Source organism: Aeromonas sp. s8 (assembly GCF_040907785.1).
Taxonomy (GTDB): Bacteria; Pseudomonadota; Gammaproteobacteria; order Enterobacterales; family Aeromonadaceae; genus Aeromonas; species Aeromonas veronii.
The window spans coordinates 20,265-46,668 of record NZ_JBFOCL010000043.1 but is presented as its reverse complement, the minus strand read 5'-3'; the positions used below and the strand labels follow the sequence as shown (position 1 = coordinate 46,668).

At 60.2% G+C, this 26,404-nt stretch carries 28 protein-coding genes; 12 read left to right on the top strand and 16 right to left on the bottom strand.

Annotated features, from left to right (window positions below; all coding sequences use genetic code 11):
• Positions 1–6: 6 nt before the first annotated feature.
• Complete coding sequence (locus AB5Y86_RS15125) at positions 7–2,049, bottom strand: protein-disulfide reductase DsbD (RefSeq protein ID WP_150389741.1); 2,043 nt, start codon at positions 2,047–2,049, stop codon at positions 7–9.
• Positions 2,050–2,102: 53 nt separating this feature from the next.
• Entirely contained in the window at positions 2,103–2,480 is a 378-nt protein-coding gene (locus AB5Y86_RS15120) for a hypothetical protein (protein WP_108570753.1), read from the bottom strand.
• Positions 2,481–2,666: 186 nt separating this feature from the next.
• On the opposite strand from AB5Y86_RS15120, the gene AB5Y86_RS15115 reads away from it, so the two are divergent.
• The 4 genes from AB5Y86_RS15115 (at position 2,667) to pspG (ending at position 4,744) form a co-directional block, all read left to right on the top strand.
• Positions 2,667–3,395 (top strand): 1-acylglycerol-3-phosphate O-acyltransferase, encoded by a 729-nt coding sequence (locus tag AB5Y86_RS15115; RefSeq protein WP_005335875.1) that lies wholly within the window; start codon positions 2,667–2,669, stop codon positions 3,393–3,395.
• Positions 3,396–3,605: 210 nt separating this feature from the next.
• Entirely contained in the window at positions 3,606–4,268 is a 663-nt protein-coding gene (pspA, locus tag AB5Y86_RS15110; protein ID WP_304520505.1) for a phage shock protein PspA, read from the top strand.
• A 2-nt stretch (positions 4,269–4,270) separates the two neighbouring features.
• On the top strand, positions 4,271–4,477 hold the full coding sequence (locus tag AB5Y86_RS15105) for a PspC domain-containing protein (RefSeq protein ID WP_005335873.1): 207 nt from the start codon (positions 4,271–4,273) through the stop codon (positions 4,475–4,477).
• Positions 4,478–4,525: 48 nt separating this feature from the next.
• Positions 4,526–4,744: an envelope stress response protein PspG gene (pspG, locus tag AB5Y86_RS15100; RefSeq protein WP_005335871.1), complete on the top strand. Its 219-nt coding sequence runs from the start codon at positions 4,526–4,528 to the stop codon at positions 4,742–4,744.
• A 90-nt stretch (positions 4,745–4,834) separates the two neighbouring features.
• Here pspG and AB5Y86_RS15095 read toward each other — a convergent pair whose 3' ends face one another.
• The gene (locus AB5Y86_RS15095) at positions 4,835–5,179 is read right to left on the bottom strand and encodes a GIY-YIG nuclease family protein (RefSeq protein WP_304520506.1); all 345 of its coding nucleotides are present in this window, start codon (positions 5,177–5,179) and stop codon (positions 4,835–4,837) included.
• A 44-nt stretch (positions 5,180–5,223) separates the two neighbouring features.
• Here AB5Y86_RS15095 and AB5Y86_RS15090 point away from each other — a divergent pair, with 44 nt between their 5' ends.
• Positions 5,224–5,958: a substrate-binding periplasmic protein gene (locus tag AB5Y86_RS15090; protein WP_368193242.1), complete on the top strand. Its 735-nt coding sequence runs from the start codon at positions 5,224–5,226 to the stop codon at positions 5,956–5,958.
• On the opposite strand, the gene rarD is transcribed toward AB5Y86_RS15090, so the two are convergent.
• Complete coding sequence (gene rarD / locus AB5Y86_RS15085; protein WP_368193240.1) at positions 5,940–6,830, bottom strand: EamA family transporter RarD; 891 nt, start codon at positions 6,828–6,830, stop codon at positions 5,940–5,942. The genes AB5Y86_RS15090 and rarD overlap by 19 nt on opposite strands.
• A gap of 99 nt (positions 6,831–6,929) precedes the next feature.
• Between rarD and AB5Y86_RS15080 the strand changes: the two genes are divergently transcribed.
• Positions 6,930–7,517, top strand: coding sequence for a uracil-DNA glycosylase family protein (locus AB5Y86_RS15080; protein ID WP_021231710.1), 588 nt, complete (start codon positions 6,930–6,932; stop codon positions 7,515–7,517).
• A 3-nt stretch (positions 7,518–7,520) separates the two neighbouring features.
• Here the strand turns inward: AB5Y86_RS15080 and AB5Y86_RS15075 are convergent, their stop codons facing one another.
• Positions 7,521–8,378 (bottom strand): DMT family transporter, encoded by an 858-nt coding sequence (locus tag AB5Y86_RS15075; protein WP_021231711.1) that lies wholly within the window; start codon positions 8,376–8,378, stop codon positions 7,521–7,523.
• A 91-nt stretch (positions 8,379–8,469) separates the two neighbouring features.
• Here AB5Y86_RS15075 and AB5Y86_RS15070 point away from each other — a divergent pair, with 91 nt between their 5' ends.
• A complete protein-coding gene (locus AB5Y86_RS15070; RefSeq protein ID WP_069526908.1) occupies positions 8,470–9,360 on the top strand; it encodes a LysR substrate-binding domain-containing protein in 891 nt (296 codons plus the stop codon).
• A gap of 9 nt (positions 9,361–9,369) precedes the next feature.
• On the opposite strand, the gene znuB is transcribed toward AB5Y86_RS15070, so the two are convergent.
• Together znuB and znuC are read right to left on the bottom strand one after the other, a co-directional pair.
• Entirely contained in the window at positions 9,370–10,149 is a 780-nt protein-coding gene (gene znuB, locus AB5Y86_RS15065) for a zinc ABC transporter permease subunit ZnuB (protein WP_005354863.1), read from the bottom strand.
• 21 nt (positions 10,150–10,170) lie between these two features.
• Positions 10,171–10,947, bottom strand: coding sequence for a zinc ABC transporter ATP-binding protein ZnuC (gene znuC / locus AB5Y86_RS15060; RefSeq protein WP_108612112.1), 777 nt, complete (start codon positions 10,945–10,947; stop codon positions 10,171–10,173).
• A gap of 93 nt (positions 10,948–11,040) precedes the next feature.
• On the opposite strand from znuC, the gene znuA reads away from it, so the two are divergent.
• Positions 11,041–11,973 carry a zinc ABC transporter substrate-binding protein ZnuA gene (gene znuA / locus AB5Y86_RS15055; RefSeq protein WP_368193237.1) on the top strand — a complete coding sequence of 311 codons (933 nt, stop codon included), beginning with the start codon at positions 11,041–11,043 and terminating at the stop codon, positions 11,971–11,973.
• A gap of 67 nt (positions 11,974–12,040) precedes the next feature.
• Positions 12,041–12,715: a transglutaminase-like cysteine peptidase gene (locus AB5Y86_RS15050; RefSeq protein ID WP_368193235.1), complete on the top strand. Its 675-nt coding sequence runs from the start codon at positions 12,041–12,043 to the stop codon at positions 12,713–12,715.
• Here AB5Y86_RS15050 and AB5Y86_RS15045 read toward each other — a convergent pair.
• Positions 12,710–13,651 carry a TAXI family TRAP transporter solute-binding subunit gene (locus AB5Y86_RS15045; RefSeq protein WP_368193233.1) on the bottom strand — a complete coding sequence of 314 codons (942 nt, stop codon included), beginning with the start codon at positions 13,649–13,651 and terminating at the stop codon, positions 12,710–12,712. The genes AB5Y86_RS15050 and AB5Y86_RS15045 overlap by 6 nt on opposite strands.
• Positions 13,648–14,946, bottom strand: coding sequence for a LapD/MoxY N-terminal periplasmic domain-containing protein (locus AB5Y86_RS15040; RefSeq protein WP_279500889.1), 1,299 nt, complete (start codon positions 14,944–14,946; stop codon positions 13,648–13,650). The genes AB5Y86_RS15045 and AB5Y86_RS15040 overlap by 4 nt, the downstream gene beginning before the upstream one ends.
• 260 nt (positions 14,947–15,206) lie before the next feature.
• Here AB5Y86_RS15040 and mepM point away from each other — a divergent pair, with 260 nt between their 5' ends.
• Positions 15,207–16,544 (top strand): murein DD-endopeptidase MepM, encoded by a 1,338-nt coding sequence (mepM, locus tag AB5Y86_RS15035; protein ID WP_042081590.1) that lies wholly within the window; start codon positions 15,207–15,209, stop codon positions 16,542–16,544.
• A 71-nt stretch (positions 16,545–16,615) separates the two neighbouring features.
• On the opposite strand, the gene AB5Y86_RS15030 is transcribed toward mepM, so the two are convergent.
• The gene (locus AB5Y86_RS15030; RefSeq protein WP_005363043.1) at positions 16,616–17,560 is read right to left on the bottom strand and encodes a D-2-hydroxyacid dehydrogenase; all 945 of its coding nucleotides are present in this window, start codon (positions 17,558–17,560) and stop codon (positions 16,616–16,618) included.
• A 162-nt stretch (positions 17,561–17,722) separates the two neighbouring features.
• Between AB5Y86_RS15030 and AB5Y86_RS15025 the strand changes: the two genes are divergently transcribed.
• Complete coding sequence (locus AB5Y86_RS15025; RefSeq protein ID WP_021231718.1) at positions 17,723–18,304, top strand: YjaG family protein; 582 nt, start codon at positions 17,723–17,725, stop codon at positions 18,302–18,304.
• Between the two features lie 212 nt (positions 18,305–18,516).
• Here the strand turns inward: AB5Y86_RS15025 and AB5Y86_RS15020 are convergent, their stop codons facing one another.
• The 3 genes from AB5Y86_RS15020 to AB5Y86_RS15010 are packed head-to-tail and all read right to left on the bottom strand — an operon-like array spanning position 18,517 to position 21,996.
• Positions 18,517–19,086: a membrane integrity-associated transporter subunit PqiC gene (locus AB5Y86_RS15020; RefSeq protein ID WP_368193231.1), complete on the bottom strand. Its 570-nt coding sequence runs from the start codon at positions 19,084–19,086 to the stop codon at positions 18,517–18,519.
• Positions 19,083–20,732: an intermembrane transport protein PqiB gene (gene pqiB / locus AB5Y86_RS15015; protein ID WP_005335774.1), complete on the bottom strand. Its 1,650-nt coding sequence runs from the start codon at positions 20,730–20,732 to the stop codon at positions 19,083–19,085. The genes AB5Y86_RS15020 and pqiB overlap by 4 nt, the downstream gene beginning before the upstream one ends.
• Positions 20,725–21,996 (bottom strand): paraquat-inducible protein A, encoded by a 1,272-nt coding sequence (locus tag AB5Y86_RS15010; RefSeq protein ID WP_279500922.1) that lies wholly within the window; start codon positions 21,994–21,996, stop codon positions 20,725–20,727. Before AB5Y86_RS15010 ends, pqiB begins: the two co-directional genes overlap by 8 nt.
• A gap of 176 nt (positions 21,997–22,172) precedes the next feature.
• Here AB5Y86_RS15010 and hfq point away from each other — a divergent pair, with 176 nt between their 5' ends.
• Positions 22,173–22,532, top strand: a complete 360-nt coding sequence (gene hfq, locus AB5Y86_RS15005) for an RNA chaperone Hfq (protein WP_005335772.1) — start codon at positions 22,173–22,175, stop codon at positions 22,530–22,532.
• Between the two features lie 132 nt (positions 22,533–22,664).
• Here hfq and AB5Y86_RS15000 read toward each other — a convergent pair whose 3' ends face one another.
• The 3 genes from AB5Y86_RS15000 to AB5Y86_RS14990 form a co-directional block, all read right to left on the bottom strand.
• Complete coding sequence (locus tag AB5Y86_RS15000; protein WP_368193228.1) at positions 22,665–23,255, bottom strand: HAD family hydrolase; 591 nt, start codon at positions 23,253–23,255, stop codon at positions 22,665–22,667.
• Positions 23,256–23,320: 65 nt separating this feature from the next.
• Positions 23,321–24,424, bottom strand: coding sequence for an EAL and HDOD domain-containing protein (locus tag AB5Y86_RS14995; protein ID WP_368193227.1), 1,104 nt, complete (start codon positions 24,422–24,424; stop codon positions 23,321–23,323).
• A gap of 4 nt (positions 24,425–24,428) precedes the next feature.
• Positions 24,429–26,069, bottom strand: coding sequence for a diguanylate cyclase (locus AB5Y86_RS14990; protein WP_368193225.1), 1,641 nt, complete (start codon positions 26,067–26,069; stop codon positions 24,429–24,431).
• Positions 26,070–26,404: the final 335 nt, after the last annotated feature.

Below are 26,404 nucleotides of genomic sequence, written 5' to 3'. Positions count from 1 at the left end.
TGCTCCTTAAAATCGGGTGGTGCCAGCCTGAAGCAGGCCAGCCTTGTGCAATGTGGTCAGCAGATCGTCCTTGTCGAGCAGGGGTGACAGCGTGACCCCCTGCGGCAACTCCGGGCCGTAAATCTGGTTGAAGGGGACGGCCGCCGCGCCCCGCTTACGCAGGAAGGCGGCGATGGTGTCGTTCGGTTTGCTCCAGTCGCCGCGCAGGGCCACCACATCGGGGGCCGAGAGGGCCTGTTGTACCTCATCGCGCAGCAACACGTTGTATTTGTTGGCCTTGCAGGTAACGCACCAGTCGGCGGTGACATCGATAAAGACCCGTTTGTTCTGGGCCAGCGCATCTGTGATGGCGCGTTCAGAGAGCGGCTGCCAGACCACCTTGTCAACGCTGGCCGAGCCCTGCGCGCTAAAGGCACCGCTCAGCAGCAGGGGGCTGCCAATCAGGGCTGCTAGGGCGATCGCCAGTGTGAAGCCGCGCATGCCGTAACGCCAGATGATGCCAATCAGCAGTGCCAGCAGCATGGCAACCATCAGCCAGCCGGTGGCATAGCTGCCGAGATGGTTGTCGAGCAGGCTGGTGAGCCAGAGGCTGGAGCCCAGCATCATCAAGCCGAGCAGGATGCGCAGATGGTTCATCCAGCGCCCCGGTTTCGGCAACCAGAGGGCGAGCCGTGGCAGGGCTGCCACCAGCAGCCAGGGCAGGCTCATGCCAATCCCCAAAGCTGTGAAGATCAGCCAGAGCTGGCCGAGCGGCGCCGCCAGCGCAAAGGCTACCGCAGTGCCGAGGAAGGGGGCCGAGCAGGGGGTTGCCAGCAGAGTGGCGAAGCTCCCCTGCAGGAAGTGACCGCCGAGGCCGTTGCCGCCGCTGGTGGCGAGGCGGGTGCTGAGGGCGCTGGGCAGGCGGATCTCGAACAGCCCCAACAGGTTGGCGCAAAACAGCATGGTGACCAGCACCATCAAGCCGATAAAACCGGCGCTCTGGAACTGGATGCCCCAGCCGACGGCCCCTTGCGTGGCGCGTAGCAGGCTGCTCATGGCCGCCAGCACCCAGAAGGAGGCGATGATCCCGGCGCTGGCGGCGAGGAACTGCTTGCGCACCGCGCCCTGTTCACGCTGCTGATGTTGCAACACAGTTCCCAGCTTGAGCGCCAGCACCGGCAGCACGCAGGGCATCAGGTTGAGGATCAGGCCGCCGAGCAGCGCTGCTCCCAGCAACCAGAACAGCGAATGGCTCTGGTTGGGCAGTGCGAGTGGCGCGCCGATCGTCCCCTTGCCCTGCCACGCCTGTTCGCCGCTGGTGAGCAGCAGGCCGAGGGATTGGCCGCGCAGATCCGGCGCATCCCCCTGCCAGCCATCGCTCACCGGCACCCGGGCGATCAGGGTGTTGCCTTCGACCTCAAGCGCCGGTTTGCCAAACTCGGCACCCTCCAGCCCATCGATAAAGAGCGCTGGTGATTGCCAGCCCTCTGCCCGCTCGGCGCGCAGTTGCAGTTGGTTGTGCTGATAACCGAGCTCGATCCGGGTCTCGGCAGGCAGCGGCTGGGGCAGGTTGCTGATGGCCTTGGCCCAGCCGAAGTCGAAACCGGCTGGCGCTCGCCCATCCACCGCCAGGGTGAAGGGAAAGTCGGTCAGGATGCAGACATTGCTGCAGGTGGATAGGCGTAGAGTTCCCTTGAGCGGTTGCCCTGCGGGATAGTTGAGGCTGAGGGGGAAGGTCACCTCCCCCTGATAACCCTGGGTGCTGAGCCCGGCTACCTCGAAGTGGCGTGGCACCGGCCAGCGCCACTGAAAGTCACCGACCGGCTCATCCCACAGGATCTGGGGGGCAATCCCCCCTTCTCCCGGACTGTGCCAGTAGGTTTTCCAGCCTGACTCCAGCTCGACATCGAGCAGGATGCGGGTCTGATCTGCCGTGCTGCGGTCGGCCTGCAGACGTACCCGGGCGTGATCATTCTGTGGGCTGGTGAGCCAGCCCGTGTCGCTGGCCAATCCCATGGATTGCCACAGCAGACCGCCCAGTAGCAGGGCCGCCTTGAAGAGATTCGACATCTTTTTGGTCTCGCAAAAATTGAGTGACAGCTAACGAAAGAACGCTGCCGAACTCATTCCCGCCAGACGCAGAGGGTGAGGTGCAGACGCCGCTCGGGCGGCGAGATGACTCTGGGAGGGGGCAGTGGCGGTGTGTAGCGCCAAAGGGGGGCCAGCAGGGCGATCAGCAGGGCGACGGCAAAGAAGAGCTGTTCGACGCAGAGCAGGGTGGCGGCGCTCAGCCACTTGCCGTTGAGCTGGCAGCTGGTGGGTTGCGGGCTGGCCGGTTTGGCATCCTCTTGATCCGTTGCCGAGCCTGGAACGGGCAGTGCCTGACAGCTGAGGGCGTGATCGAGCAGTGCAAGCCGGGCCAGCGGCTGGGCCGCACAATTGAGCACCAGCAGGCAGACCAGCAGCAGGAGATGTTTCGCTACCCGTTGTTGCAAAATCATGTTCGCCCCGTCAATCAAGATGGGGCCATCCTAACGACCAATGGCGGGTGGGGCAAGTCGGCGGCGTATTGATGTGCAGGACTGTGTGGTGGCGCGACGGGGAGGGTGGTCGGTTCTGTTTGGCGAACGCTTGTTCGCTAAAAGGGGGATCAGTATACTGCGCCGAGTTAAAACTCGAGGTGTTCGATGCTCAAAATTGCCCGTGTGCTGCTGCTTGGTCTGCTGCTCATTTTCTGGTTCCTGTTCGGCCTGCTGCTCTGTCTGGTTCGTCCGCGCCATCCCAACAACGTCTATGTCTTCGCCCGCATGTATCACGCGGTCTGCCCGCTAATCGGGCTGCGAGTCAAGGTGACGGTGGCCGACGAGGTCAAATCGGTCGGCCCGGCGGTCTACGTCTGCAACCACCAGAGCAACTTCGACATCTTCACCGTGACCGGTGCGGTGCAGCCCGGTGTGGTGGCGGTGGGCAAGAAGAGCCTGCTCTGGCTGCCGCTGTTCGGCCTTATCTTCTGGCTCTCCGGCAACGTGCTGATTGACCGCTCCAACCGCTCCCGTGCCATCGGCACCATAGGTCAGGTGGTGGATCGCATCAAGAACCGTGGCACTTCCATCTGGATGTTCCCGGAAGGGACCCGCTCCCAGGGGCGTGGCTTGCTGCCGTTCAAGGCGGGCGCTTTCCACACTGCGGTGCAGGCTGAAGTGCCCGTGGTGCCCATCGTCTGCTCCAGCTACTTTGGTCAGGTCGACCTCAATCGCTGGGACAACGGCGAAGTGCTGGTGGAAGTGATGGCCCCGGTCTGCAGCAAGGAGCACGGTGCCAGCGGCATTCGCGATCTCTCCGACACCTGCCGCGCCCGGATGGAGGCCAAGCTGACTGAACTGGACAGCAAGCTGGGCCACAGCCACGCCGCCTGACGGATAGCGCAGACGAATCGACAAGGGAGCAAGATGCTCCCTTTTTTATTGGTAAAAATCACCACCTGGTTGGCTATTCTCACCAATAAACGCTTCTTGAATTTCCTCGGTAAATTCCCATCTATATGTAAAACAACAATAATTTTTCTTGGCACGGCTCTTGTAATGCAATGGGAAGAGATAGCCATCCCATCAACAAGGAGCCAGACCATGAGCGTATTCAGCCGCCTGACCGACGTGATTAATGCCAACCTGCACAGCCTGCTCGACAAGAGTGAAGAGCCGGAGAAGATGCTGCGCCTGATGATCGAAGAGATGGAGCAGGTGCAGGTCGAGATGCGTACCCAGGCCGCCCGCGTGATTGCCGAACAGAAGCAGCTGGAGCGTCACCAGCAGGCGTTGCAGGCGCAGATCCTGGAGTGGTCGGCCAAGGCCGAGCTCGCCATTCAGAAGGGACGTGAGGATCTGGCCCGCGCCGCCCTCACCGAGAAGCTGGCGGAGGTCAAAAAATGTGAACAGCTGGAGCAGGACAAGGCTCGGGTGGCCGAGGTGCTGGCTCAGCTCACCGCCGACAGCGAGCGGTTGGCAGCCAAGCTGACCGAGGCGCGCGAGAAGCAGAAACTGCTGACCCTGCGCGAGCAGACAGCCCACAGCCGCATTCGTGCCCGCGCCCAGGTGGACAACCAGCGCATGCATGAGCTGATGGCGCGCTTTGATGGTTTTCAGGGCCGGGTCGATCAGCTGGAAGCCCAGCTGGAGGCGGCCACCCTGGGGCAGAATCCCTCGCTGGATGCCCAGTTCCGCGAGTTGGAGCTCAATGACGAGATCGAGCGCGAGCTGGCTCGCCTCAAAGGCCAGAAGGCGGAGGTGTAATCATGAGCCCCTGGCCCAAGGATCTGGTGCATCGCAAGCTGACCGGGGTCTGCGCCGGTATTGCCAGGCGGTTGGGGGTCTCCAGAGTCACGGTGCGGGTGGTGGCACTGCTCGCCCTGATCCTGATGCCGCCGCTGGCTCTGGCCGCCTATCTGCTGGCGGTGCTGGTGATGCCGCCCCGTTATGAATTGAAGCGCTGGCTGGATTGACCGAAGGGTTGATCAGCCGGCAGAGAAGGTATTGATAAGGAGCAAGTTATGCTGGAATTTTTCATATTGCTGGTGGTGCTGCTGGTCATGGCACTGACCGGTTTTACCCTGGTAGCCATGTTGCTGGTGAGCGGCCTGTTTGTGCTGCTTGGGGCGCTGGGCGGCATGCTTGCTTTGATCATCAAGCTGGCCCCCTGGTTGCTGCTGGTGCTGGCGGTTTGCTGGCTGATCAGCAACCGCAGCAAGCGTTCCAATACCTACCTCTAACCCGCCTGAGGTTGTGCAAGACGTTGTGTGATGCTCCCTGATTTCCCCTTTCCGGCCACTCATCGAGTGGCCTTTTTTTGCCTGTCGTCCTCAAGGCTGGGTGGCTGCGGGTAACCACTGGGGGCTCCAGCTCTGCCAGAGTGCCGGGCTGTGGATCAGCTGCTCCTTGAAGGATTTTGGCTGCTGCTTGAGGCGATATTCGATGCGCAGAGCCGCCCCCTTCTCGCCGACTTCCTGTTGCCACGCCAGCGTCAGTGGCCCCTTGCCGCGCAGGGCGCGAGCGCCCTTGCCACTCTGGTGCTGACGAAGACGGCGCAGCGGCTCCGTGCTGATCCCGGTATAGAGCAGGCCGGTGGCGGTACGCACCATATAGACAGACCAGCGGGAAGGGGCGGATGGTTGCGGCGCTGGAGTGGTGGTCGCGGGTTCTCTCATTCAAATTCTCTGTGCCAAACTCAGAGGCAGCTCAAGGAGGTGCGATGAGAGTCTGGTTTTGGTTGTGGTTACTGTTGTCGGTCCCGGCTCTGGGGGAGACGATCCGTCTCTATGATTATCATCAGCATCCCCCCTTCAACACCGGAGTGGATGCAGGGCTGAGCCGCGAGCTGGTCAAGTATCTCAATGAAAAGCTGGGTGGTGAACCCAGAATCGAGCTTTGGTTGGTCAATCGCGCCCGGCTGGCGCTGGAGATGGCGGATCCAGACTTTGACGGTCTGGTGGTCTGGGTCAATCCCGCCTGGGTGGGGGATACCCATCGCGAGCGCTATCTCTGGACTTTCCCGGTGATGCGCGACACCAACGAGCTGGTCTCGAACATCGATAACCCAGTCACCTATCGCGGACCCGACTCCCTCAAGGGGTTGGTGTTTGGCGGGGTGGAGGGCTACCGCTATCAGGGGATCGATGATGCGGCCAGCCGCGGCGAGCTGGTACGTCAGGATGCCAAGAAGGTGAAGACCAATCTTGAGCTGCTGGTGCGCGGCCGCATTGATGTGACGCTGGTGAGTGGTTCATCGCTGGGCTTTTTCATCGACGCACAGCACTATCAGGGCAAGCTGTTTATCTCACCCTTCCCCCAATCCAGCTATACCCGCCATATCCTGCTGCCCAAGTCTCGCCCCGAGCTGCATGCCACCCTCAACGACATCGCCGAGCAGATGGATAGGGATCCCCGTTGGCACAAGGTGCTGGAGTCCTATCGCGGCACGCTCTGAGGGCGGCGCTTGAGCCGGTGTAGCGGCAACAGGCTCACCAGCAGACCAGCCCAGACGAAGGCGAAACCGACCGCCTTGATGGGGTCCGGCGCCTCACCAAACCAGTAGATGGCGAGCAGGAAGGCGAGGCTGGGCTCGATATATTGCAGCAGTCCCACAGTGCTCATCCGGGTTCTCGCCACCGCATAGCAGAACAGCCCCACCGGCAGCAGAGTAGCGGGCGCACTGCCCATCAGCAGCAGCTTGTCGGCCAGATCCCCGTTCACGAATGCCCCTTCCCCGTGCCATGCCAGCGTGCCGATGATGATCAGCGCGACGGGCAGTTGCACCATGGCTTCCAGATAGAGGCTGGTGCCGGTGTCGTAGTGGATCTTCTTCTTGATAAGGCCATAGCAGGCGAAGTTGGCCCCCATGATGAGGGAGAACCAGGGGAGCTGGCCGTAGCAGAAGAGCATGTAGGCGAGACCCGCCAGCGCCAGGGCGACCGCCAGATGCTTTTGCGGGGTGAGCCGCTCTTTTAGGAAGATGACGGCGAATACGATATTGAACAGCGGGGTCATAAAGAAGGCGAGGCTGGTGGTCAGCACCTGCCCGGTAGTGAGGCACCAGGTGAACATGCACCAGCTGATGGACATAACGGGGCCCGCCAGCAGAATGAGGCCGAGCTGGCGCGGCTCGCTGCGCAGTTGTGCCCAGGGCACCTTGTGGCCAAGCAGCAAAAACAGGGCACCCAGCAGCACCACAGACCAGAGCACCCGGTGGGAGAGCAGCTCCCACATGTTGACCTCGGGCATGAATTGATAATAGAGCGGCAGCATCCCCCACAGGATGAAGGAGAGGGTCGCGGTGCCGGTACCTAGCCAGTTTTTCATTATTGTCCGTTTATTAAATTAAACACCCATGGCGATAGTAGGGGGTGCGCCCTGTTTCCACAAGAGGGAAAACAGGGAAATGCTGGTACTATCAACGTCATGCAGCGAATCGATAAGTTGTTTGAGCAAATCAGGGCCTGCCGTCTGTGCGAGGCTCATCTGCCGCTGGGGCCTCGTCCGGTGATCCGCGGGGCCGAGAGTGCCCGGCTGCTGATCATCGGTCAGGCGCCCGGCACCCGGGTGCATGCCAGCGGTATCCCGTGGGATGACCCCTCCGGTGACCGGCTGCGCCAGTGGCTTGGTGTCGATAAGGCCACCTTCTACGACGAATCCCGCATCGCCATCATGCCGATGGGTCTCTGCTATCCCGGCAGGGGAAAATCCGGCGATCTGCCACCCAGACCCGAGTGCGCACCCACCTGGCACGACAAGGTGCTGATGCTGCTGCCCAATATTGAGCTGACCCTGCTGATCGGCCAATATTCACAAGCCTACTATCTGCGGGGGGCAGCCAAGGGATCGCTCACCGATACGGTGCGCAGCTGGGCCGACTATGGCCCCGGCTGGCTGCCGTTGCCGCATCCCTCCCCGCGCAACACCCTCTGGCTCAGGAAGAACCCCTGGTTCGAGCAGGAGATCGTCCCCCATCTGCAGCAAAGGGTCGCCCCGCTTCTGGGGAGACCCTGAGTATTAGAGCGCTGGCTCGGCCAGCGGTTTTGGTTTGCTGCGGGCCATGGCGATGAGCGGCAGGACGATGCAGATACAGCCCAGCAGCAGCGGCAGGCCCGGCTGCTCGTCAAACAGCCACACCCCGATGGCCACCGCCATCAGCAGACCGGTGTACTCCGCCGAGGCGATCTTGCTCGCCTCCGCCTTGCGATAGGCCACCACGCATAATCCCGCATAGACCATGATCAGCGCCGAGGAGCCAAAAGCGGGCCACCACATCTGCCACTGCCAGTTGCCCCCTTCCCACAATGCCAGCGCCAGAATGAAGGGCATGCTCAGCACGTTGGTGAAAAACAGGGTCTGGGCGATGGGCTGCTTGAGCGGGATCCGCTTGATCAGCAGATTGTTGAGCGCCATCGACAGCGCCACCCCAAGCGCCGCCAGCGCGGCCCAGTTCACCTCGGTCGGGCGCAGCACGATCAATACCCCGATAAACCCGATAACCGCGGTCAGCACCTTCTGGCGCGAGATCGCTTCCCCCGCCATCCACACTGCCAGCGGCACCATCATCAGGGGGGCGGCATAGAAGAGGGCATTGGCAGTGGCGAGCGGCAAGCGGGTGAGGGCCACCACCATCAGGCAGACGCCGACCGCCCAGATATGAGCCCGCAGCAGGTGCCACTTGATGGCCACCGGCGGGTTGCGGCGCCATGACCAGAGCAGCCAGGGCATCAGCAGAATGGCGGCCGAGAGCTGGCGAAAAAAGACAAACTGGAAGATGGGTTGATCCGGCTCCAGTACCTTGACCAGCGCATCGGAAAAGACCGCCACCATATTGCCCAGCACCAGATAAAGGATGCCGATCCCTACTGCATTCATACCACCTCCCACTTCAGATGAGGGGAGGGTAGCGCGGGGGCCTTTATCCAGTAAAATGATAAAAAATGACCACCCATGAGATATTTAGATAATGAAGCTTCCTCCTCTGCGTGCGGTGCAATATTTCGAGGTAGTGGCCCGGCTGCTCAGCTTCTCCCGTGCCGCCCTTGAACTGAACGTCAGCCAGAGTGCGGTCAGCCACCAGATCCGCCTGCTGGAGGATTTTCTGGGGGAACGCTTGCTACTGCGTCAGGGGCGGCTGCTCTCGCTGACGCCACAGGGGGAGAGCTACTTCGAGGGGATTGCCGCCGGCCTCGGCCAGATAGCCCAGAGCAGCGAGCAACTGCGCGGTGGCGGCGAGATGCGGCTGCGCCTCGCGGTCTACAGCTCCTTTGCGGTGAAGTGGCTGATCCCGCGGTTGGCCGGATTGCGCCAGCTCTACCCCGAGCTGGATCTGAGTCTGGAGATGGTGGCGGAAGATCCCGAACTTTCCGATCGGGTGGCGGACTGCTTTATCACCGTCTCACCCCACGGTCGGGGCTACTGCCACGACCTTATCTATCAGGAGCGGCTCTTTCCGGTCTGTAGTCGCCGCCTGTTGCAGCAGATCTGCGGGGAGTGGCCTGAGGCCATCTGGCAGTTGCCGCTGCTCTCGGTGCAGTCCATTTACAAGGCGCGGGGCGAGGATTGGCAGCGCTGGGCCAAGGCGGGCGGGCTGGTGATCCCGGACGAGGCGCGGATGCACCATTTCAGCCATGTGCTGCTGGCGATGGAGGCGGCTGCCTGGGATCAGGGGGTGGCGTTCGTGAATGACTACATGCTGCGGCCCGATGATCCCCAGCTGGTGGCCTTGCCGGTACACCAGCTGGAGACGGGGGATGCCTTCTACTTCACCTGCAAGCGCTCGCGGGCTCATGAGCCTGCCATCAGCCGGTTGCGCCAGTGGCTGATGATGGAGACACGCCAGAGCATGCCGCTCTAGCCTGCACCGTTACGCTCTCTTGAACTGGCTCAGTACAAACAGGCTGGTGGCACAGACGACGACCGAAGGCCCAGCTGGGGTGTCCTGATACCAGGAGAGGGTCAGCCCCCCCAGCACGGCGAGACAGCCGATCAGCGCGGCAAAGCCAGCCATCTGCTCCGGCGTCTGGCTGAAGCGGCGGGCGGTGGCGGCGGGGATGATCAGCAGGGAGGTGATGATCAGCGCCCCGACAAACTTCATCGCCACGGCAATCACCAGCCCAATCAGCAGCATCAATACACAGCGCAGCACATCGACCCGGATCCCCTCGACCCGTGCCAGCTCTTCCGAGATGGTCATGGAGAGCAGGGGATCCCACAGTCGCCACAGGGTGAGCAGCACCAGTGCGCCACCGCCGTAGATCCAGAGCAGGTCCATCGGTTGTACCGAGAGCAGGTCGCCAAACAGGTAGGCCATCAGATCCACCCGCACGTTATCCATAAAACTCAAGGTAACCAGACCGAGGGACAGGGCGCTGTGGGCCAGAATGCCGAGCAGGGTATCGGTGGCCACCTGCTGGTTGCGACTCATGATCACCAGCAGCATCGCCATGGCGAGGCAGCAGACCACCACCGCCAGGGTGAGATCGACCTGCAGCAGGATGCCCAGCGCGATGCCGAACAGACAGGCATGGGAGAGGGTGTCGCCAAAATAGGCCATCTTGCGCCATACCACGAAGCTACCGAGGGGGCCGGCCAGCAGGGCGATGCCGAGGCCGGCCGCGAGGGCGTATAACAGAAAGCTGTCCACTTGAATGTCCTGTTGCTTGCGCTATTTGCTGTGAGCGTTGTTGCGAGAGGGCAGGCGGATGACGGGAGCCTGCGGTTCATGATGATGGTGTTCGCCGTCGCAGTGGTGATGATGGGTATAGACCGCCAGTACCTCCTGCTCCGGTCGCCCGAACAGGCGGGCAAATTCGGGGTGGCGCGCCACGCTTTGCGGCTCGCCATGACAGCAGACGTGGCGATTGAGGCAGATCACCTCGTGGGTGCTGGCCATCACCAGATGCAGGTCGTGGGAGACCATCAGCACGGCGCAATTAAATTCGGCGGCGAGCTGGCCGATCAGGGCGTAGAGCTCGATCTGGCCGGTGATATCAACCCCTTGCACCGGCTCATCCAGCACCAGCAGCTCGGGCTTGACCAGCAGGGCGCGAGCCAGCAGCACGCGCTGCATCTCGCCGCCGGAGAGCTTCTGCATCCGGTTTTCCAGCAATCCCTCTGCGCCCACCCGGGCCAGTGCTTCCTCGATGGAGAGGCGGCTATTTTTGCCCAGTTGCAGGAAGCGGCGAACCGTCAGCGGCAGGGTGGGATCCAGATAGAGGCGCTGTGGCACATAGCCGACTCTCAGATCGCGGCTGCGGGTGATCTTGCCCGAGTCCGGGGTGAGCAGACCCAGCACCAGCTTGCTCAGGGTGCTCTTGCCCGCCCCGTTGGGGCCGACGAGCGTGGTGATTTTGCCTTTATTGAGGGTAAAGGAGACCTTGTCGAGCACAGAGCGTCCATCAAACGAGAGAGAGACCTCTTTCAGCTCTACCAGTTGGCTCATGACAACTCCGGGGTTTACAGCCAGTGAGAGTTATAATATAACAAAAAGCAGCTGTTATATTATCACATACTCACCCCCTGACGAGATTCACCAATGAGAATTATTGCGCTTTTCACTGCCCTGCTGGCGGTGAGTTTGCCTGTTCGTGCCATTGAGGTACTGACCACCATCAAGCCGCTAGGCTTCATCGCAGCAGCGATCACTGACGGCGTGAGCGAGCCCAAGGTATTGCTGCCCACCGGTGCCTCTCCCCACGATTTTTCCCTGCGTCCGTCCGATATTCGCAGCATCAACAGTGCTGGGCTGGTGGTATGGGTTGGCCCCGAGCTGGAAGGTTTTATGGCCAAGCCGCTGGCCAATCATCCCCATGCTCTGGCCCTGACTCAGGTTGAGGGGATGCCACTGTTCAACTACGCGACTCAGGATAGTCACGATTCCCATGACCATGATGATCACGATCATGCCGCCCACGAGCACGGTGACCATGATGAAGGGCATGAGGGACATCATCACGAAGGGGTCGATCCCCATATCTGGCTTGGCCCGACGCAGGCCAAAGTGATTGCCAAGGCGATTGCAAGTGAATTGGGCAAGCTGGATCCGGCCAATCAGGCTCGTTATGACGCCAACCTCGCGGCATTTGATGCCAAGGTAGATGCCAAGGACAAGGTGATTGCTGGCCAGATGAAGGCAGTGAATGAGAAGGGGTACTTTGTATTCCACGAGGCGTATGGCTACTGGGAGCGCCACTACGGCATGAGTTCAAAGGGTCACTTTACCGTGAGCCCTGAGCGTCGCCCGGGCGCCAAGACCCTGGTGGATATTCGCAAGGCACTGGAAGAGAAGCAGGCGAGCTGCATTTATGCCGAGCCGCAATTCTCACCGGCTGTGATCGAATCGGTGGCTCGCAATACCGGCGCCAAGGTGCTGTTGCTTGATGAGGTGGGTGAACAGGTACCGCTCGGCCCGGATGGTTATCCCCAATTCATGCAGCAACTGGCAGACGCATTCGCACAGTGTCGCTGATCGCCTGCTGAGCCTCTCATCCGGAGGGACTATACTGACCTCCAGCATCTGACATGGAGTGTCCGGTATGAAATGGTTGTTGATCCCGGCCTGCACGTTGGCGCTATGTTGCGCCAACGTGCAGGCTTCGCGTCTTTCCGAATATATTGCCAGTCCGGATCTGCGGGCCAAGCTGCAGGAAGTGTATGGTGGCCGGGCCATCCAGCGGGCCGAGGCATTCTCTCGCTTGCTCACCCCCAGAGCGGGTACAACCGACCAGCAGAAGATCGAGCTGGTGAACAACTACTTCAACAATCTAACCTACAGTGAAGACCCCAAGCTGTGGGGAGATGAGGATTACTGGGCCAATCCGCTGGAGTTCATCGGCGCCCGGGGTGGGGATTGCGAGGATTACAGCATCTCCAAGTACTACACCCTGATGGAGCTGGGGGTGGATGAGAAGAAGCTGCGACTGGCCTACGTCAAGGCGGTGCGTTACAACCAGTTCCACATGGTGACGCTCTACTTCCCGACACCCAAGGCTGACCCAATGGTGCTCGACAACATCAACAGCCGGATCCTGCCGGGCAGCAAGCGAACCGATCTCATCCCCGTCTACAGCTTCGATGCCAAAAGCATCTGGATCATGAAGTCACGGCGGGAAGGGACGCTGGCGGGGAGTGCCGATCGGTTGGCGCAGTGGACATCGATGAAGACCCGTTTCTCCAGCGAGCAACTGCGCTCTCCTCGTCGTCAGTTATAGCTTGCCCGCCGCCTTCAACTCATCGAAATATTTCACCGCGCCCGGATGCTGTTCAATACTCAGCACCGGGCCGGTTTTATTGCGTGCCCGGTGAAACATATTGGCGTAGCCATAAGTCTGCTCATTGAACTTGGTCTGCTGGGTCAGCATGGCCTTGGTCAGACGATAGACAGACTCTTCCGGCATGTTTGCATTGGTGACCAGGGTGGCGGCAATGGCAAAGGTGGGGGTCGCCTTCAGATTGCCGGGGTAGATGCGGGCGGGCACCTGACTACGTTGGTAATATTTGACCCCTTTGAGTAGCTGATCACGGGTGGCCCCATCGATGGGGAGGAAACTGACCGCGCAGCGTTTGGCGGTGTCGAGCACAATCCGGTTCGGGTGTCCCATCACCAGTGCAAATGCGTCGATCTGCTTGCTGCAGAGCGCATCCGGCAGGTTGGCCATGCTCTTTAGATCGAGATCCTGTTCTTTCGCTCCCAAGATGTTGAACAGGGTCAGCGCCGTCTGGCGGGTTCCCGAGCTCTTCAACCCCATGTCGATGGGGGCGAGCTTGAGCTGTTCCAGTGAAGTGATATCGCCATCGGCACGGATCACTATGGTGAAGGGCTCGGCATGGGTGGCAAACAGGGCGCGCAGCTCAGGTTGCGGCTGCGTGGCAAAAGGGCCCAAGCCCTGGCTTGCCTGATATAGCCAGTCTGATTGCACCATGGCGTAGGAGGTCTCGCCACTCTTCAGCCGCTTCAGGTTTTCTATTGAACCCGATGAGCTCTGCAATGTGCACGCAAGTTGCTCATCAACCTCATGGGCCAGACGGCAAAACTCTTTGGTTATCTGGTGATAAATCCCCTGCTCACCCCCGGTGGTGATGGTGACGGTTTCAGCCATCAGGCCGGGTTGCCACAGCAGGGGCAAAAGCATGGCGAGCTTCTTCATGATTGCGCCTCCTTGGCATAACCATCGATACCCCAGGTCCGCAGTTTGTCGATGTCGCGACACTCTCCCGATTCTGCCAGCAGGGTATAACCGGCGGCATGCATGGTTTGGGAGAGCAGATTCCAGTAGAGCGGCGCATCGGTCAGCTGACAGCTGATAAAAATGGGATTGAGTGGGTCAAGTTGATTGAAGGTATCCGCATTGAGGGGAATGGCGCTGAAGGCGAGCTCACACCCCTGTTCCTGCAACGCAGCCAATGTGGCTTGGCCATGGGCTGGGAATGTGGCTACATCCCAGCGCCAATCCAGTGTTTTTCCTCGACCCTGGCTTAGCAGAGGGGCGATCTCGGACCATTGCGGGTGATTGAGCAGGGAGAGGGGCAGCAAGACCCCTTCTATATGAGAGTGCTGCCACTGTTGCAGGGCGCTCTGGATGGTTGCGAGATCGCTGTCGGCACCGAGGGGCTGACTGGGCAAGAAACGCTGATAGAGCGCGATCTCCCCTTGTGTGGAGACAAATTTTTGCAGTTGCCCGCCTTCCGGCAGCGGGCTCACTCCTTGCAGCGGCTGTGGGGGCGTCAGCGGCAGTTGTTTTCCCAGCTGGGTGATTTTGAGTCGTTGTTGCAGCAGATCCCGTTTGCGTTCGGAAACCAGTTGGTTGATGGAAAGAGCCACTTCTTTGAGGTCTTGCAACCAGGGAGTGGGCAGGGTGCTGTTGAACTGGTGTTTGCGGATACGGATCAGCTGCAGGTTGATCTGCTCCAGAGGCTGCAGCAGGCGTTTGCACACCAGGGAGATGATCAGGGTAAATACGACGAGGCCCGCCAGCAGCGCCAGACCGGTGCGACTGATGGCATTCCACAGATGCTGATAGGCGTAGCCGCTATGTCCCTCAAGGGTCAGAGTGCCCAGCATGCGCCAGCCATCGGTCAACTCTTGCTCAATTTTGACGGGGGGCATGCCGATAACCGAGGGAAGCCAGCCGGGGACATTTTGCTGGGTAGAGTGGAAGACCTTCTGAAACAGCAACTGGCCATCGGGATCGATCAGGGTGACCGAGCTGACGAAGCCGCCGTCGAACATGGCATTGACGATGGTCTCGGCCAGTACATTGTCGTCATTGAGCAGGGTTCCTTGCAGCACCAGCCCGAGAGCGGTGATGGCGGTTTCCAGGTTGGCTGACATCTGGTCGAGGATGGATTGGCGGACTGTCGTGACTTCCAGTGCAAACAGCAGCGCTGCGCCGATCAGGAACAGGACGACAATTATTCTGATTAACAGTTTTGCTAACGACATATCCACTCCATGGAAAAGTTATCGCAACATTTTGGGTTTCTATTCAGTATCGAATCCGACCCGGTTCTTAAAAATAGGAAAAAATGGTTAAAAAAGACGATCATTTCTGCCCATCCGGGCGGGTTATGCATAAAATGTGAGGTTCATGCAGATTGTGATGAACTTTTTGTAACTATTTGTGTCCAACAAACAGTTTTATACGGTTTTGTCACAACTGACATCGCAACTCACACTCTTTAGATCTAAATACAGGATAGCGGATGAAACGTCTCCGTCCCTTGGTAGTACAGGCTGCCAATTGGGAACCACCGGTTCCCCGCAAACACTTTTACGCCATGCTGATGCTGACGGCCATGACCCTGTCAGCAGTGGCATTATTGCCAGCTCCGGGTGACATCCTCGAGCGGCCGCTGCGTCTTGAGTTGCCCATTGATACCGCAGGTACGGCAACCAACGAAAACAACACCGACTTTAACGAAATCCCCGATCACGAACTGGTTGATCAGAGTGCGCCGGATGACGACATCCCGGTCGACACCACCCCCCAGTGGCAGGATTACCGGGTCCGCAACGGCGAAAACCTGACCGCCATTTTTAACAATCTCGGTCTCTCCACCACCACTCTCTACAAGGTGCTGGACGCGGACAACAAGAACTATCTGGCGCGCCTCAAGCCGGGCCAGAATATCGAGCTGCTGATCGATCAGGACAACATCCTGCAGCAACTCAAAATCCGCCTGAACATCAAGCAGACGCTGGTGATGGCGCGCAGCGACGATGCCTATACCGCCTCCATGATTAATGAGAAGGTCGAGTGGCAACCGCAGCGTTACAACGGCGTGATCAACGGCAGCTTCTATGTCAGTGCCCGCAATGCGGGGATTCCGGCCAACCATATCCAGAAAATTGCCAACCTGTTCCAGTGGCGAATGAATTTCGCCAAGGATCTGCAGAAGGGCGACAAGTTCAAAGTGCTGGTACGCCAGGAGACGGTGGAAGGCAAAAGCACTGGCAACAGCCAGCTGCTGGGGGTGGAAGTGACCAGCCAGGGCAAGACGGTGTCGGCCTGGCTCTCCGATGACGGCAACTATTACGACGGTCAGGGCAACAGTCTAGAGCGCGGATTCCGCCGCTACCCGACCCACAGCCGCTATCGGATCAGCTCCAATTTCAACCCGGCGCGCAAACATCCGGTAACCGGTATGGTTCGTCCTCATGAGGGCACCGACTTCGCAGTGCCGGTGGGTACGCCAGTGCTGGCGACCGGCGATGGCGTCGTCCAGAAGGCAACCAGCCACCCGCTGGCGGGCACCTATATCGTCATCAAGCATGGCCGTACTCTCTCTACCCGTTATCTGCACCTGAGCAAGCTGCTGGTCAAAACCGGTCAGCGAGTGAAGATGGGCGACAAGATCGGCCTCTCCGGCAACACCGGTCGCTCGACCGGTGCTCACCTGCACTACGAGCTGCGGATCAACAACCGCCCGGTCAATGCCATGACCGCCAAGCTGCCGATGGCTGAACCGCTCAGCGGCAAGGAGCGTCGTCAGTTCCTTGCCAAGGTGAAGAGCTACCGCAAGGAGCTGGCCGCGGGTTGATTCCTGTCGTCACAGTCTGAAATGAAAGGCCCCGCCAGATTGGCGGGGCCTTTTTACATGCGCCGTGAGGGTCAATAACCCTTGTCGAAGTCGATCTTGCCATCCAGTGGCTGGCCATCGATAAAGCGGATGTAGTTGCGCACAAAGATCTGGGCTACATCATCCGGGAAGCTGTAGGCGCTGTTGTGGGGGGTGACGATGAGGTTGGGTTGGCCCCACAGTGGACTGTCGGCGGGTAGCGGCTCCTGCTCGAACACATCCAGCACCGCCATCGCCAGCTTGCCGGTGCGCAGTGCGGTGAGCAGATCGCCCGAGTGTACGGCGCTGCCACGGCCGACGTTGAACAGGATGGCGCCCGGTTTGCAGTGTTCGAAGCGGGCGGCATTGAACAGATGACGGGTATCGCGGGTGGCAGGCAGCACGCTGACGATGACATCGGCCTGCGCCAGCATCTTGTTGAGCGCAGGTAGTTGATAAACCTGATCAAACCCGGCCCGCTCCCGACCGCTGCGGCTGATGCCCAGCACCTTCATGCCAAAATGTTTGCCGGTATGGGCGATATGCTGGCCAATGCTGCCGGTCCCCAGGATCAGCATGGTGCGCCCCTTGAGGCCCTGATAGGGGTGGCTTTGCCACAGTCGCTGTTTCTGCTGTTCCCGATAAAGGGGGATTTGGCGCATCAGGCTGAGCAGATGACCAAAGACATACTCGCTCATCAGCGGGCCGAAGATGCCGCGCACATTGGTGAGTTGATAGTCGCGGCGACTGTCAGGGTCGAGCAGCACATCGACTCCCGCATAGGTGGACTGGAACCAGCTCAGCTTGTTGGCTTTGGGCAGCAGCGGTTTGGCACGGGCCGGTTCGGCCATCAGAATATGGGCTTCGCCGATCAGCTTCTCGGCATCGCTCTGGTTATCGGCTCGCAGAATGCGCAGATGGGGGAGATTGGCGGCCTTGAGCAGCCGTTCGTAGTGAGCATTATCCTGGCTGAGCAAAAGAAGGGTACGTTGGCTCATACTCTTGTTCCTTATCAGAATTTGCGGCGCAACAAGATGCCGCTCTCGACCCATCTTACCTGACTTCATATCGCAACATAGCCGACCAGGGCGCTTTTTCGTTTTCGCCGCGCCCCTCGTGGGCTACAATCTGCCCCACATTTTGCAAAGGATCCGACTCCAGTGTTTGGTGACAAGTTTTATAAGCGACTGGCCGAGCTACAGCCTTGGCAACAGACCGTCTACACCCTGGCGCTGGCAGAGCGCATGTACCCCAACTATGCCCTGTTCTGTCAGGCCTCCGGTTTTGGCAATGCTGGCGCTTTCCGGCATGCGCTGGATCAGATGTGGGTCTACCTCACCGTCAAGGGATCCCGGGTCAATCTGGGGGCCATTCTCGAAGAGTTCGAGTCTCACATTCCGGATCCCCGCAAGTTTGAATCCTACGGAGCCTATCCCGCGCTGGATGCCTGTGTTGCGCTGGGCTGCGCCTATAACTCGGTGATCTGCCGGGTTGGCGAAGAGGCCAACGATGCCAGTCATGCCTCAGTCGGTACTGTGGCCGGTTTTATCGAGCTGCTGGAAGAGCGGGATCTGACCGAAGAGGAGCTCTACGAGCACGAGTACATGGAAGCCGAGCTGGAGTTCCAGGTCGAGCTGCTCAAGCGGGTTGCCCATGAGCGCGACAGCGATCGTATCCTGGCCATCAGAGCATTCGCCTCTCAGGATGGCGTCTCCAATATCGGGATCAGCCTGGAAGAATAATCCTCTGCAGCCCCTGATCGAAAAAGCTCCCATTCGGGTAAGTGCGCCTCGAACAAGCTGTTTTGGGGATTGTCTAGTGTGAAAAAATCCGAAACCAATTGATTTGGTTTCGGATTTTTTATTTTTATTGCACAGGCGATAGATTGACTGGCATGACGGGCTTTATGCCAGCTGGCGTCGTTTTTTTATCTCTGCAATCGGCGGATGGCCGATTAGCTGGCGCTCTGGCGCACTTCTGCGGCGATTTGGTCGAGCAGCTGTTGCCAGCCCTGACCCAGTTCGTTCACCAGTGCGTTGTAGCCATCGGCTGGCAGTACTCGCTCCTGACGGAAGGGGGCATCGCGCAGCACTGTGCCATCTTCCGCCAGCAGGCGCCAGCGACCGCTCAGCACGGCGCTGCCGTCATGACGGCCCTGAAAGCGCTCCACCAGAATGGTCAGCACCGGCCCCTTGCGGGCGCCATCCTGCCGTACCACCCAGCCCGGCAGGCGGGTGGAGAGGCCATTGAGGGTTAGCTGGTTGAGCTGATCGTCCAGCGCACCGGCCCAGCGATGGTACTCGGTGAAGTGCAGCTCTTGACCTTCCAGCTGATAGACCAGACTGATCCGGTCGAGCTGGCTGGCCAGCGCCACCGGGCGCAGCACCAACTGGTGCTGCGGTTGGGCCGGGGCAGTCACGGGTTGCTGACTATCGGCATCGAGCGAGTAGTAGTGCAGGCTTGGTTGGCTGCTGCAACCCGCCAGCAGGCCCAGCAGGGCCAGCGTCAGGAGCTCTTTTTTCATTGTTTGCCTCGCTTGGGCTCAGGGTCCGATGGATGCGCGCGATCGAAGATCAGCGAGCTGGGCTGCTCGTTGAGGGAGTGCACCAGCGGCTGCAGTTCGCGCATCAACTGATTGAGGGTCTGCACCGACTGACGCAGATCCTGATTGGTCTGCGACTGGGCATCATAGGCCTGCAGGGTCTCCTGCAACTGCTTGAGGCTCTCGTTGAGCGAGGCGGGCAGCTGCTGGGTAGAATCCTTGGCTGTGAGCTTGTTCAGGTTGGCGCTGACTGCACTGATGTTCTTCAGGGTGCCATCCAGGGTGGTGAGTGACCCGTTGACCTTGGTCAGGGTGGTCGCCATGTCCATGTCGACAAACTTGTCGAGGATGAGGTTCACCTTGCGCTCGATCTGATCCAGCCCGCCCTGCACGGTGGGGAAGACCTGATAACCGGCCAGCTTGGCCTGCTCGAAGCGCGGCGCGTCCGGATAGAAGTTGAGATCGATGATCTTGCCGCCGGTCAGCAGGCTCGAGGTCTTGAGGCTGGCACGCAACCCCTCCTTGAACTGCTTGCCGAACAGGGCGCGCCATTGATCTTTCTCCGCCTTGGCATAGCGGTGGGAGAGGCGCTGTACCTCGATGCGGGCCAGCACCGGGATCTGGCGGCTCTTGAAGATCTGCACGCCCTTGTCCTCGATGAGGTAGGGGGCGGAGATGACGGTACCGACCCGGATACCGCGATACTGCACCGCCGCGCCCGGGTGCAGGCCACCCACGTTGTCATCGAACAGGAAGACGTAGTCGATGAACTGATCCAGACTACCGGCCAGCACGCTTGCCTCATCCTGGAACAGGGTGAACCCTTCCATCTGTTTGACCGGTTCGCCAGGCGCCCAGCCGGGTGGCAGACCCATGGTAATGCCGCCATCGATCAGGCTCTCCAGCGAATCCATCTTCACCTTCATCCCCTCGCTGCTCATGGAGACCTCGAAGCCCGGGGTCATCCAGAAGCGGGAGTTGCTGCTCACCAGAATGTCATAGGGGGCGTGGATGAAGATTTGATACTGCATCTCGCTCTTTTCCGGCAGGAACTTCGCCTCTTCCACCTGACCTATGGTGAAGCCCTGATAGTTGATGGGGGAGCCTTCTCCAAGCGCGCGAGTGTCGCGACTACTGAGGGTGAGACGCAGCCCCTTGGCATCGAGGGAGGCGAGCGGCGGTTTGTCGAGCATGGCGTATTCATCTCGCGCCCGACCTTTCTTGCCGGGGGCGAGCTCGATATAGGCGCCGGAGAGCAGGGTGCTCAGACCCGATACCCCTTCACGGCCCACTCTGGGCTTGACCACCCAGAACTGGCTGTCACCGCGCAGCATGCCGGAGGCGGCATTGGTCAGCCGTCCTTTCAGCACCGCATGGCTGTAGTCATCGCTCAGCTCGACGGCCTCGATGCGGCCGACGTCCACTTCGCGGGAGCGGATCACCGTCTTGCCAGCGACTATGCCCTCGGCAGTGGCGACTGTCAGGGTGAAACTGGGGCCCTGGGAGTACCAGTGCTGGAACAGCATCCAGAGACCGATGAACAGCGCCAGCAGGGGCACCATCCAGATTGCGGCGGCAGAGCTCAGAAAGTCAGAGCCCGGTTTCCACCTTTTTTTACGCTCACTCACGTTCGCGTTCTCCTTGTTGTAAATCCCAGATCAGGCGGGAGTCGAAACTCATGGCGGCGACCATGGTGATCAGCACCACACCAGCAAATGCGACGGCCGCAGGGCCGGGGTAGATGGTCATCAGATTGTCGAGCCGGATCAGGCCCGCCAGAATGGCCACCACGAAGACGTCGATCATCGACCAGCGTCCGACAAATTCGGTCATGCGATAGAGTTTGAGCTTGCCGAGGGGGGAGGTGACATTGCCGCGCTGCACCATATAGCAAAGCCAGAATAGCGCCAGTATTTTCACCAGCGGCACCACCACGCTGGCGAAAAAGATCACCGCAGCTATGGGGTAGGAGCCCATGGCCCACAGCAGCACCACACCGCCGAGGATGGTGGAGGGGCTGTCATCACCGAGGAACACTGTATCCATGATGGGATAGACGTTGGCCGGAATGTAGAGAATTGCGGAGGTAAACAGCAGCGCCCAGGTGCGGTTCAGGCCGCCCGGCTTGCGGGCATGCAGCTTGCCGCCGCAGCGGGAGCAGCTGTGGCTACCCACCTCGCTCAGGGCGCCACAGATATGACAGCCCACCAGACCTGATTCCAGCGCGCCCGCTTCCGGGTCGATCTCCCGCGCCTCGGTCGGGCCGAACAGCCGCTGCCACAGCCACATCTGATCCAGCGAGGAGATCATCTTGATGAGCAGCACGGTGTAACCGACGAAAGCCCAGAATGACAGCCCCATCTTGATGTCGGCCATCCCCATCAGCTTGACCAGCGAGATGAGCACGCCCACCAGAAAGACATCCACCATCAGCCAGGGTTTGATCCGGCAGAGCAGACGGCCGAGGGAGCGCAGGGCATTGCTGTGCAGATCTTTATCGATCCGCCACAGCACCAGCATGATGGAGCCCATATAGACCAGCGGCAGGCCGATCAGGGTCAGGCTCAGTACCGCGCCGAGAAACAGATAGCCCTCATCCACCAGGGTGGTGATGCTCTGCAAAAAGGTCATCTCCTGGCCCACCCCTTTGGCCGAGAAGGACATAAAGGTAAAGGCATTGGCGAGCACGAACATGATGAGTGCTGCGAACCCGTAGGAGATCGGCAGCAACTCCTGCTGTGGCAGGTGGCGACTCAGGGTGTGTCCGCAACGGGGGCAGCAGCTGGCCTGTCCCACCTCGAGCGGTGTGGCTGGTATCAGCAGGTCACACTCTTCGCAGGCAGTGGCATCATGGACATAGGTGGTGTGGTGTTGGTGTGAAACCGGATGCAAGATAAAACCCCAGATAAGGCCCGTGGTAGAGCCAGAGCTGGCGATTATCGCAGTTGTGCTGGTCAGCGACCAGCCCCCGGAGGCCGCTATTGCTGGCGGGAGTGAGAATGACTTTGACAAGCCAGTGCCCATTTAGCACAATCAAACGCCACTTTTTTTCCGCGGGACAATAATTTATGACAACTGAATCCCCCAGCTACTCCACGATTGAGCAAGCCTTCTCCCTCGGGAACGGGCAAGATTCTGCCCTCAACTGGTTGCGCAAGAACCGCAGTCAGGTCGCTATTTTTCTGGTGAGCGGCATCAAGCTGGAAGGCACCATCAGCGGGTTCGACCAGTACAGCGTGCTGCTGACAGATGCTCATGGTAACCAGCAGCTGGTCTACAAGGCCAAGATCTCCACCATCGCCATGCACACCGGCCGTCCGCAAGTGAACATCCAGCGTGCTCGCAAGCCGCGTGTCTCCATGGCGCCGCGCCCCCACGGTGCGCCGGGTCGTTATGACGACAATCAGGGCGGCGGCAACAACGAGTAATCGTCTGCCCCGCACGCCCCGTTGACGCGCCCTGCGTCAGCGGCTGACGGAACCTGCTCTCATTTTCATTCATGTCCCGTATGAGAGCCGGTTCCGGTTATCGCCCCTTGCAGGGCGATATTTTTTTCCGCACTACGCGGTTATGCCAACCGGTTGACCCTCTTTGACCATGCAGGTCTGCATACCCGCCGCTTCTCCGGCCTGTACCCCGATACCGGTATCTTCAAACACCAGACAGCCTGATGGCTCGACCCCCAGCTTGCTGGCGACCAGCAGGAAGGTGTCCGGATTGGGCTTGTGCAGCTCCACATCGTCTGCGGTGACCACCACAGAGAAGTAGCGTTCCAGCCCGGTGTTGCGCAGCACCGCTTCGGCGTTGACGCGGGGCGAGCCGGTGCCGATCCCCATCGGGATGACACCATGATAGCGCTCGACCAGCGCCTGCATGGCCGGAAAGACGGTCGCCTTGTGCAGGTTGGCCACATAGTGGGCGGTCTTGCAGCGGGTGACTTCGAGCGGATCGAGGGGGAGCTGCTGCTCCTGTGCGACCAGCAGGGCTATCTTGCCGCTCGGCATGCCACCCAGTTCATAGAACCAGTCGGCATCGAAGCGAAAGCCAAACTCACGGGCGGTATGTTCCCAGGCGGCGAGGTGCAGCGGCATGGAGTCGACCAGGGTGCCATCAAGGTCAAAGACCAGGCCTTGGAATCCGGAAAGGGTCATGGTGCGGGTCAGTCTCTGAAAAAAGGGAGCCCATTCTAGCCAGTGGCTCCCCGCCTCGCCATCACCTAGCTGGTGAGAAACGCTTGCCCCCACATTTGTGACTGAAAATAGACGGGGGTGAGCTGGGCCGGATCGAGTTGATATTTGGGGGCAAGCTGTTCCAGCAGGGCCCAGTTGCCCTGTTCATAGGTGCTGACCAGCTGAAACAGATGAAAGAGTGGCCCTTCGTGCAGTTCGATGGCGCGCTGCACGCTCTTGGGCAGGTGGGCCATCAACGGCTCCGACAGCAGGGAGCCATCGAGCACCAGTCCTACCAGAAAGGCCCAGCTGGCCTCCGCTTTACCGAGGGCGGTGAGGGCAATCAACTCGCAGAAGCGGCCGCGGGCGATGGCCATGCGGGTGCAGGCCTCCGGCATGTGCTGGCTCACCCGGGCCAGACCGTTGATCAGCACGAACTTGCGGATCTCCTGCTCCCCCAGATAGGAGAGGGCGCGGGGTACCGAGGTGATGGGGGCGGCATGATCGAAGCCGGGGGCGTTGACGTAGGTGAGCAGCAGGCCGGGCAGCCAGGCATCCTGCTCCAGCAGGCGGGCTACCTGGGCGAAGGAGAACTCTTCGTGGCAGATGAGCTGAAGGATCTGCTGCACCAGCGCCATATCGGGCTGGTTGGCCCGCTGATTAACCAGCTCCGGACGGGCGAGAAAGCCGCCGGCAAAGAAGTCGACCCCCGCCTCCCGCAGCGGGAGAAAATCCGCCCAGGTTTCGATGTTCAGCGCCATCCGCTTGTGCTCGGTGGGCTGACAGATCCCCTCTTCCCCCATCCAGTACACTAGCAAGCGGCTGGCGCCGAGCCAGCGCGGATCCCGGTTGGCGCCGTGCACCGCCAGTCTGCGCCGACTGTCGCGCCACTGCTCCAGCACCGGGAACGAGTTGGGCTGGCGTTCGCTGGAGGCTTCAACCAGCGGGATCGCGTCCTGATCCAACAGCAGGGGACGCTGTTCATCGAGCTGTTCGTGGGTGAAGGGCACCAGATATTGACGCCCCTGCGCCAGCAGGCGGCAATGTTGCGCCAGTGAAGACCATTCGACCGGTGAACTGAGCTGATAGTCGATGCCGTAGGCCACCAGAGCCAGGCGACGATTGAAGATGGGGTAGCGACGCAACAGCATGGGATCACCGATAGGCCAGAGTGCGGGCCCTCCCTTGTGACTTGGCGTGGTAGAGCGCCTGGTCAGCCTGTTCGGTCAGGGTCTGCCATGCTCCGTCCTGGGAGGGAACCAGATAGCTAAAGCCTATGCTAACCGTAATGAAATCAGCAACCCGCGAGGCGGGATGGGGCATTTTCAAGCGGGTTAGGCCATCATGGATCCTCTCGGCCAGTTGTTCGGCCTCACCGGGTTGGGGGGCGCAGAGCAGAATGACGAACTCCTCCCCGCCATAACGGGCTACCAGATTGGTGCAGCGCCGTTCAGCATCCCGCAGCACATGGGCCACCTGTTGCAGGCAGAGATCCCCCTTGGCATGGCCGAAGTGGTCGTTGTAGGCCTTGAACTCGTCCACATCGATCATCAATACCGCCAGCAGGTTCTGGGTGCGTCGTGCCCACTCCCACTCCCGCTGCATGGTGATGTCCCACTGGCGCCGGTTGGCGATGCCGGTGAGGGGATCTTCCAGCGACAACAGGGAGAGGCGGTGATTGGCCTCCTCCAGCGCACGGTTGGTCTTGGCCAGCTGCATGGTGCGCTCGGCGACCCGGGCCTCCAGCTGGCGGTTGAGGGTTTCCAGCTGCTCCTGAGTACGTTGGCGGATCAGCAGTTGTGACAGGATGGCGGCGTACTGTTTGAAGATCTCGCTCTGATAGGCCTTGAGCGGCCGGTGCCAGAGCAGGTTGTCGGCGGCGATCCAGCCGATGGGAGTGGTGCCATCCCATAGCGATACCATGGCGTTCCAGCCACGGCCCACCTGCTGCTTCTCGTAGTAGAGGGGGGTATCTTCCATCACCAGCACGTAATCCTTGCGCCTGAGCGCCTCTTGCACCGTGGGGTGATCCGGAATGGGGCTGATGAAGTTGTGTTCATCCATCAGCTCGCCCTCTTCGCTGGTGCCCCAGGTGCCGCGCATGGTCTTGCCATCGGGTTCGATCAGGAAGATGGCGACCCGATCGAACTGCAGCTCCTTGCGGGCCAGCAGCACGGCATCCCGCAGCAGATCGTTCTCGCTGCGACTGCGGGAGAGGGTAACGCTTACCATGTGCAGCGCCTGCAACATGGTGAGGAAGGAGCCTTGCAGTGCCTGACTCTGAACCAGATCGGTCTGGGTATGTAGCCGCTGGTCCCGCTCCTGATTGACCTGGCTGGAGAGCAGGTGATTGCTGAGCTCGGCAGTCAGATAGTGGATAAGGAGCTGGATGCCCTGACGCTGGTGGGAGGAGAGGCGATCGATGCGGCGGCGGGTCTCCAGATAGATGACCCCTTCCAGCTTCATGTGACGCTTGAGAGGGAAACAGGCGCGTAACTGCGGCTGGGCGGGCTCCACATTTTCGCCGGGATCCGGCGGTGCTTGGAGTTGCTCGATCACCAGTTGTCCCTTCTCCATCGCCTTGTCGATCAGGTGGTGGGGCAGGGTCAGTTGACCGAGATGGGCGAGATCAAGCGTGGTCAGCCCCTGATCGAGCTGAAAACTGTAGAGCTGCGGTTCGGGGGCTTTCAGCCAGAGGTAGAGGCGTTCGGCATCGGTCTTTTCACGGATGGTGGCGAGGCTCACTTCGCATAACTGAGCAAAGTTGGTGAAGTGTTCCGGGTCCCATTCCTGCATACCAATATCCCTTGGATTGTACCCAAGCGAGTATAGACATATTTCTCCTTGATTAATATGTCAGAAAGGAGATGCAGCGCACATAACGGTTGCTTTCAGCCCTGCTGGTGGAGACATTAACTGCGTTCTCTGCCAATCGTGGATAAAACTGTGTGCCATAACGGTATATATGGCAGCTTGTAGGGCGGGATGCCGGGCAAAAAAGAGCCCGCACGATGGCGGGCTCTCGGCAGATCAGATGATTCTGAGCGGCTTATTCTGCCTTGGGGGCAGCCTCAGCGGGCGTTTCACTGCTATCGGCTGGCGCACTCTCGGTCGCCGGGGCTTCCGGTGCC

Coding starts and splice junctions, on each gene's coding strand:
- AB5Y86_RS15125 (WP_150389741.1), bottom strand. CDS start 2,049: ATGTCGAATCTCTTCAAGGCGGCCCTGCTACTGGGCGGTCTGCTGTGG.
- AB5Y86_RS15120 (WP_108570753.1), bottom strand. CDS start 2,480: ATGATTTTGCAACAACGGGTAGCGAAACATCTCCTGCTGCTGGTCTGC.
- AB5Y86_RS15115 (WP_005335875.1), top strand. CDS start 2,667: ATGCTCAAAATTGCCCGTGTGCTGCTGCTTGGTCTGCTGCTCATTTTC.
- pspA (WP_304520505.1), top strand. CDS start 3,606: ATGAGCGTATTCAGCCGCCTGACCGACGTGATTAATGCCAACCTGCAC.
- AB5Y86_RS15105 (WP_005335873.1), top strand. CDS start 4,271: ATGAGCCCCTGGCCCAAGGATCTGGTGCATCGCAAGCTGACCGGGGTC.
- pspG (WP_005335871.1), top strand. CDS start 4,526: ATGCTGGAATTTTTCATATTGCTGGTGGTGCTGCTGGTCATGGCACTG.
- AB5Y86_RS15095 (WP_304520506.1), bottom strand. CDS start 5,179: ATGAGAGAACCCGCGACCACCACTCCAGCGCCGCAACCATCCGCCCCT.
- AB5Y86_RS15090 (WP_368193242.1), top strand. CDS start 5,224: ATGAGAGTCTGGTTTTGGTTGTGGTTACTGTTGTCGGTCCCGGCTCTG.
- rarD (WP_368193240.1), bottom strand. CDS start 6,830: ATGAAAAACTGGCTAGGTACCGGCACCGCGACCCTCTCCTTCATCCTG.
- AB5Y86_RS15080 (WP_021231710.1), top strand. CDS start 6,930: ATGCAGCGAATCGATAAGTTGTTTGAGCAAATCAGGGCCTGCCGTCTG.
- AB5Y86_RS15075 (WP_021231711.1), bottom strand. CDS start 8,378: ATGAATGCAGTAGGGATCGGCATCCTTTATCTGGTGCTGGGCAATATG.
- AB5Y86_RS15070 (WP_069526908.1), top strand. CDS start 8,470: ATGAAGCTTCCTCCTCTGCGTGCGGTGCAATATTTCGAGGTAGTGGCC.
- znuC (WP_108612112.1), bottom strand. CDS start 10,947: ATGAGCCAACTGGTAGAGCTGAAAGAGGTCTCTCTCTCGTTTGATGGA.
- znuA (WP_368193237.1), top strand. CDS start 11,041: ATGAGAATTATTGCGCTTTTCACTGCCCTGCTGGCGGTGAGTTTGCCT.
- AB5Y86_RS15050 (WP_368193235.1), top strand. CDS start 12,041: ATGAAATGGTTGTTGATCCCGGCCTGCACGTTGGCGCTATGTTGCGCC.
- AB5Y86_RS15045 (WP_368193233.1), bottom strand. CDS start 13,651: ATGAAGAAGCTCGCCATGCTTTTGCCCCTGCTGTGGCAACCCGGCCTG.
- AB5Y86_RS15040 (WP_279500889.1), bottom strand. CDS start 14,946: ATGTCGTTAGCAAAACTGTTAATCAGAATAATTGTCGTCCTGTTCCTG.
- mepM (WP_042081590.1), top strand. CDS start 15,207: ATGAAACGTCTCCGTCCCTTGGTAGTACAGGCTGCCAATTGGGAACCA.
- AB5Y86_RS15030 (WP_005363043.1), bottom strand. CDS start 17,560: ATGAGCCAACGTACCCTTCTTTTGCTCAGCCAGGATAATGCTCACTAC.
- AB5Y86_RS15020 (WP_368193231.1), bottom strand. CDS start 19,086: ATGAAAAAAGAGCTCCTGACGCTGGCCCTGCTGGGCCTGCTGGCGGGT.
- hfq (WP_005335772.1), top strand. CDS start 22,173: ATGACAACTGAATCCCCCAGCTACTCCACGATTGAGCAAGCCTTCTCC.
- AB5Y86_RS15000 (WP_368193228.1), bottom strand. CDS start 23,255: ATGACCCTTTCCGGATTCCAAGGCCTGGTCTTTGACCTTGATGGCACC.
- AB5Y86_RS14995 (WP_368193227.1), bottom strand. CDS start 24,424: ATGCTGTTGCGTCGCTACCCCATCTTCAATCGTCGCCTGGCTCTGGTG.
- AB5Y86_RS14990 (WP_368193225.1), bottom strand. CDS start 26,069: ATGCAGGAATGGGACCCGGAACACTTCACCAACTTTGCTCAGTTATGC.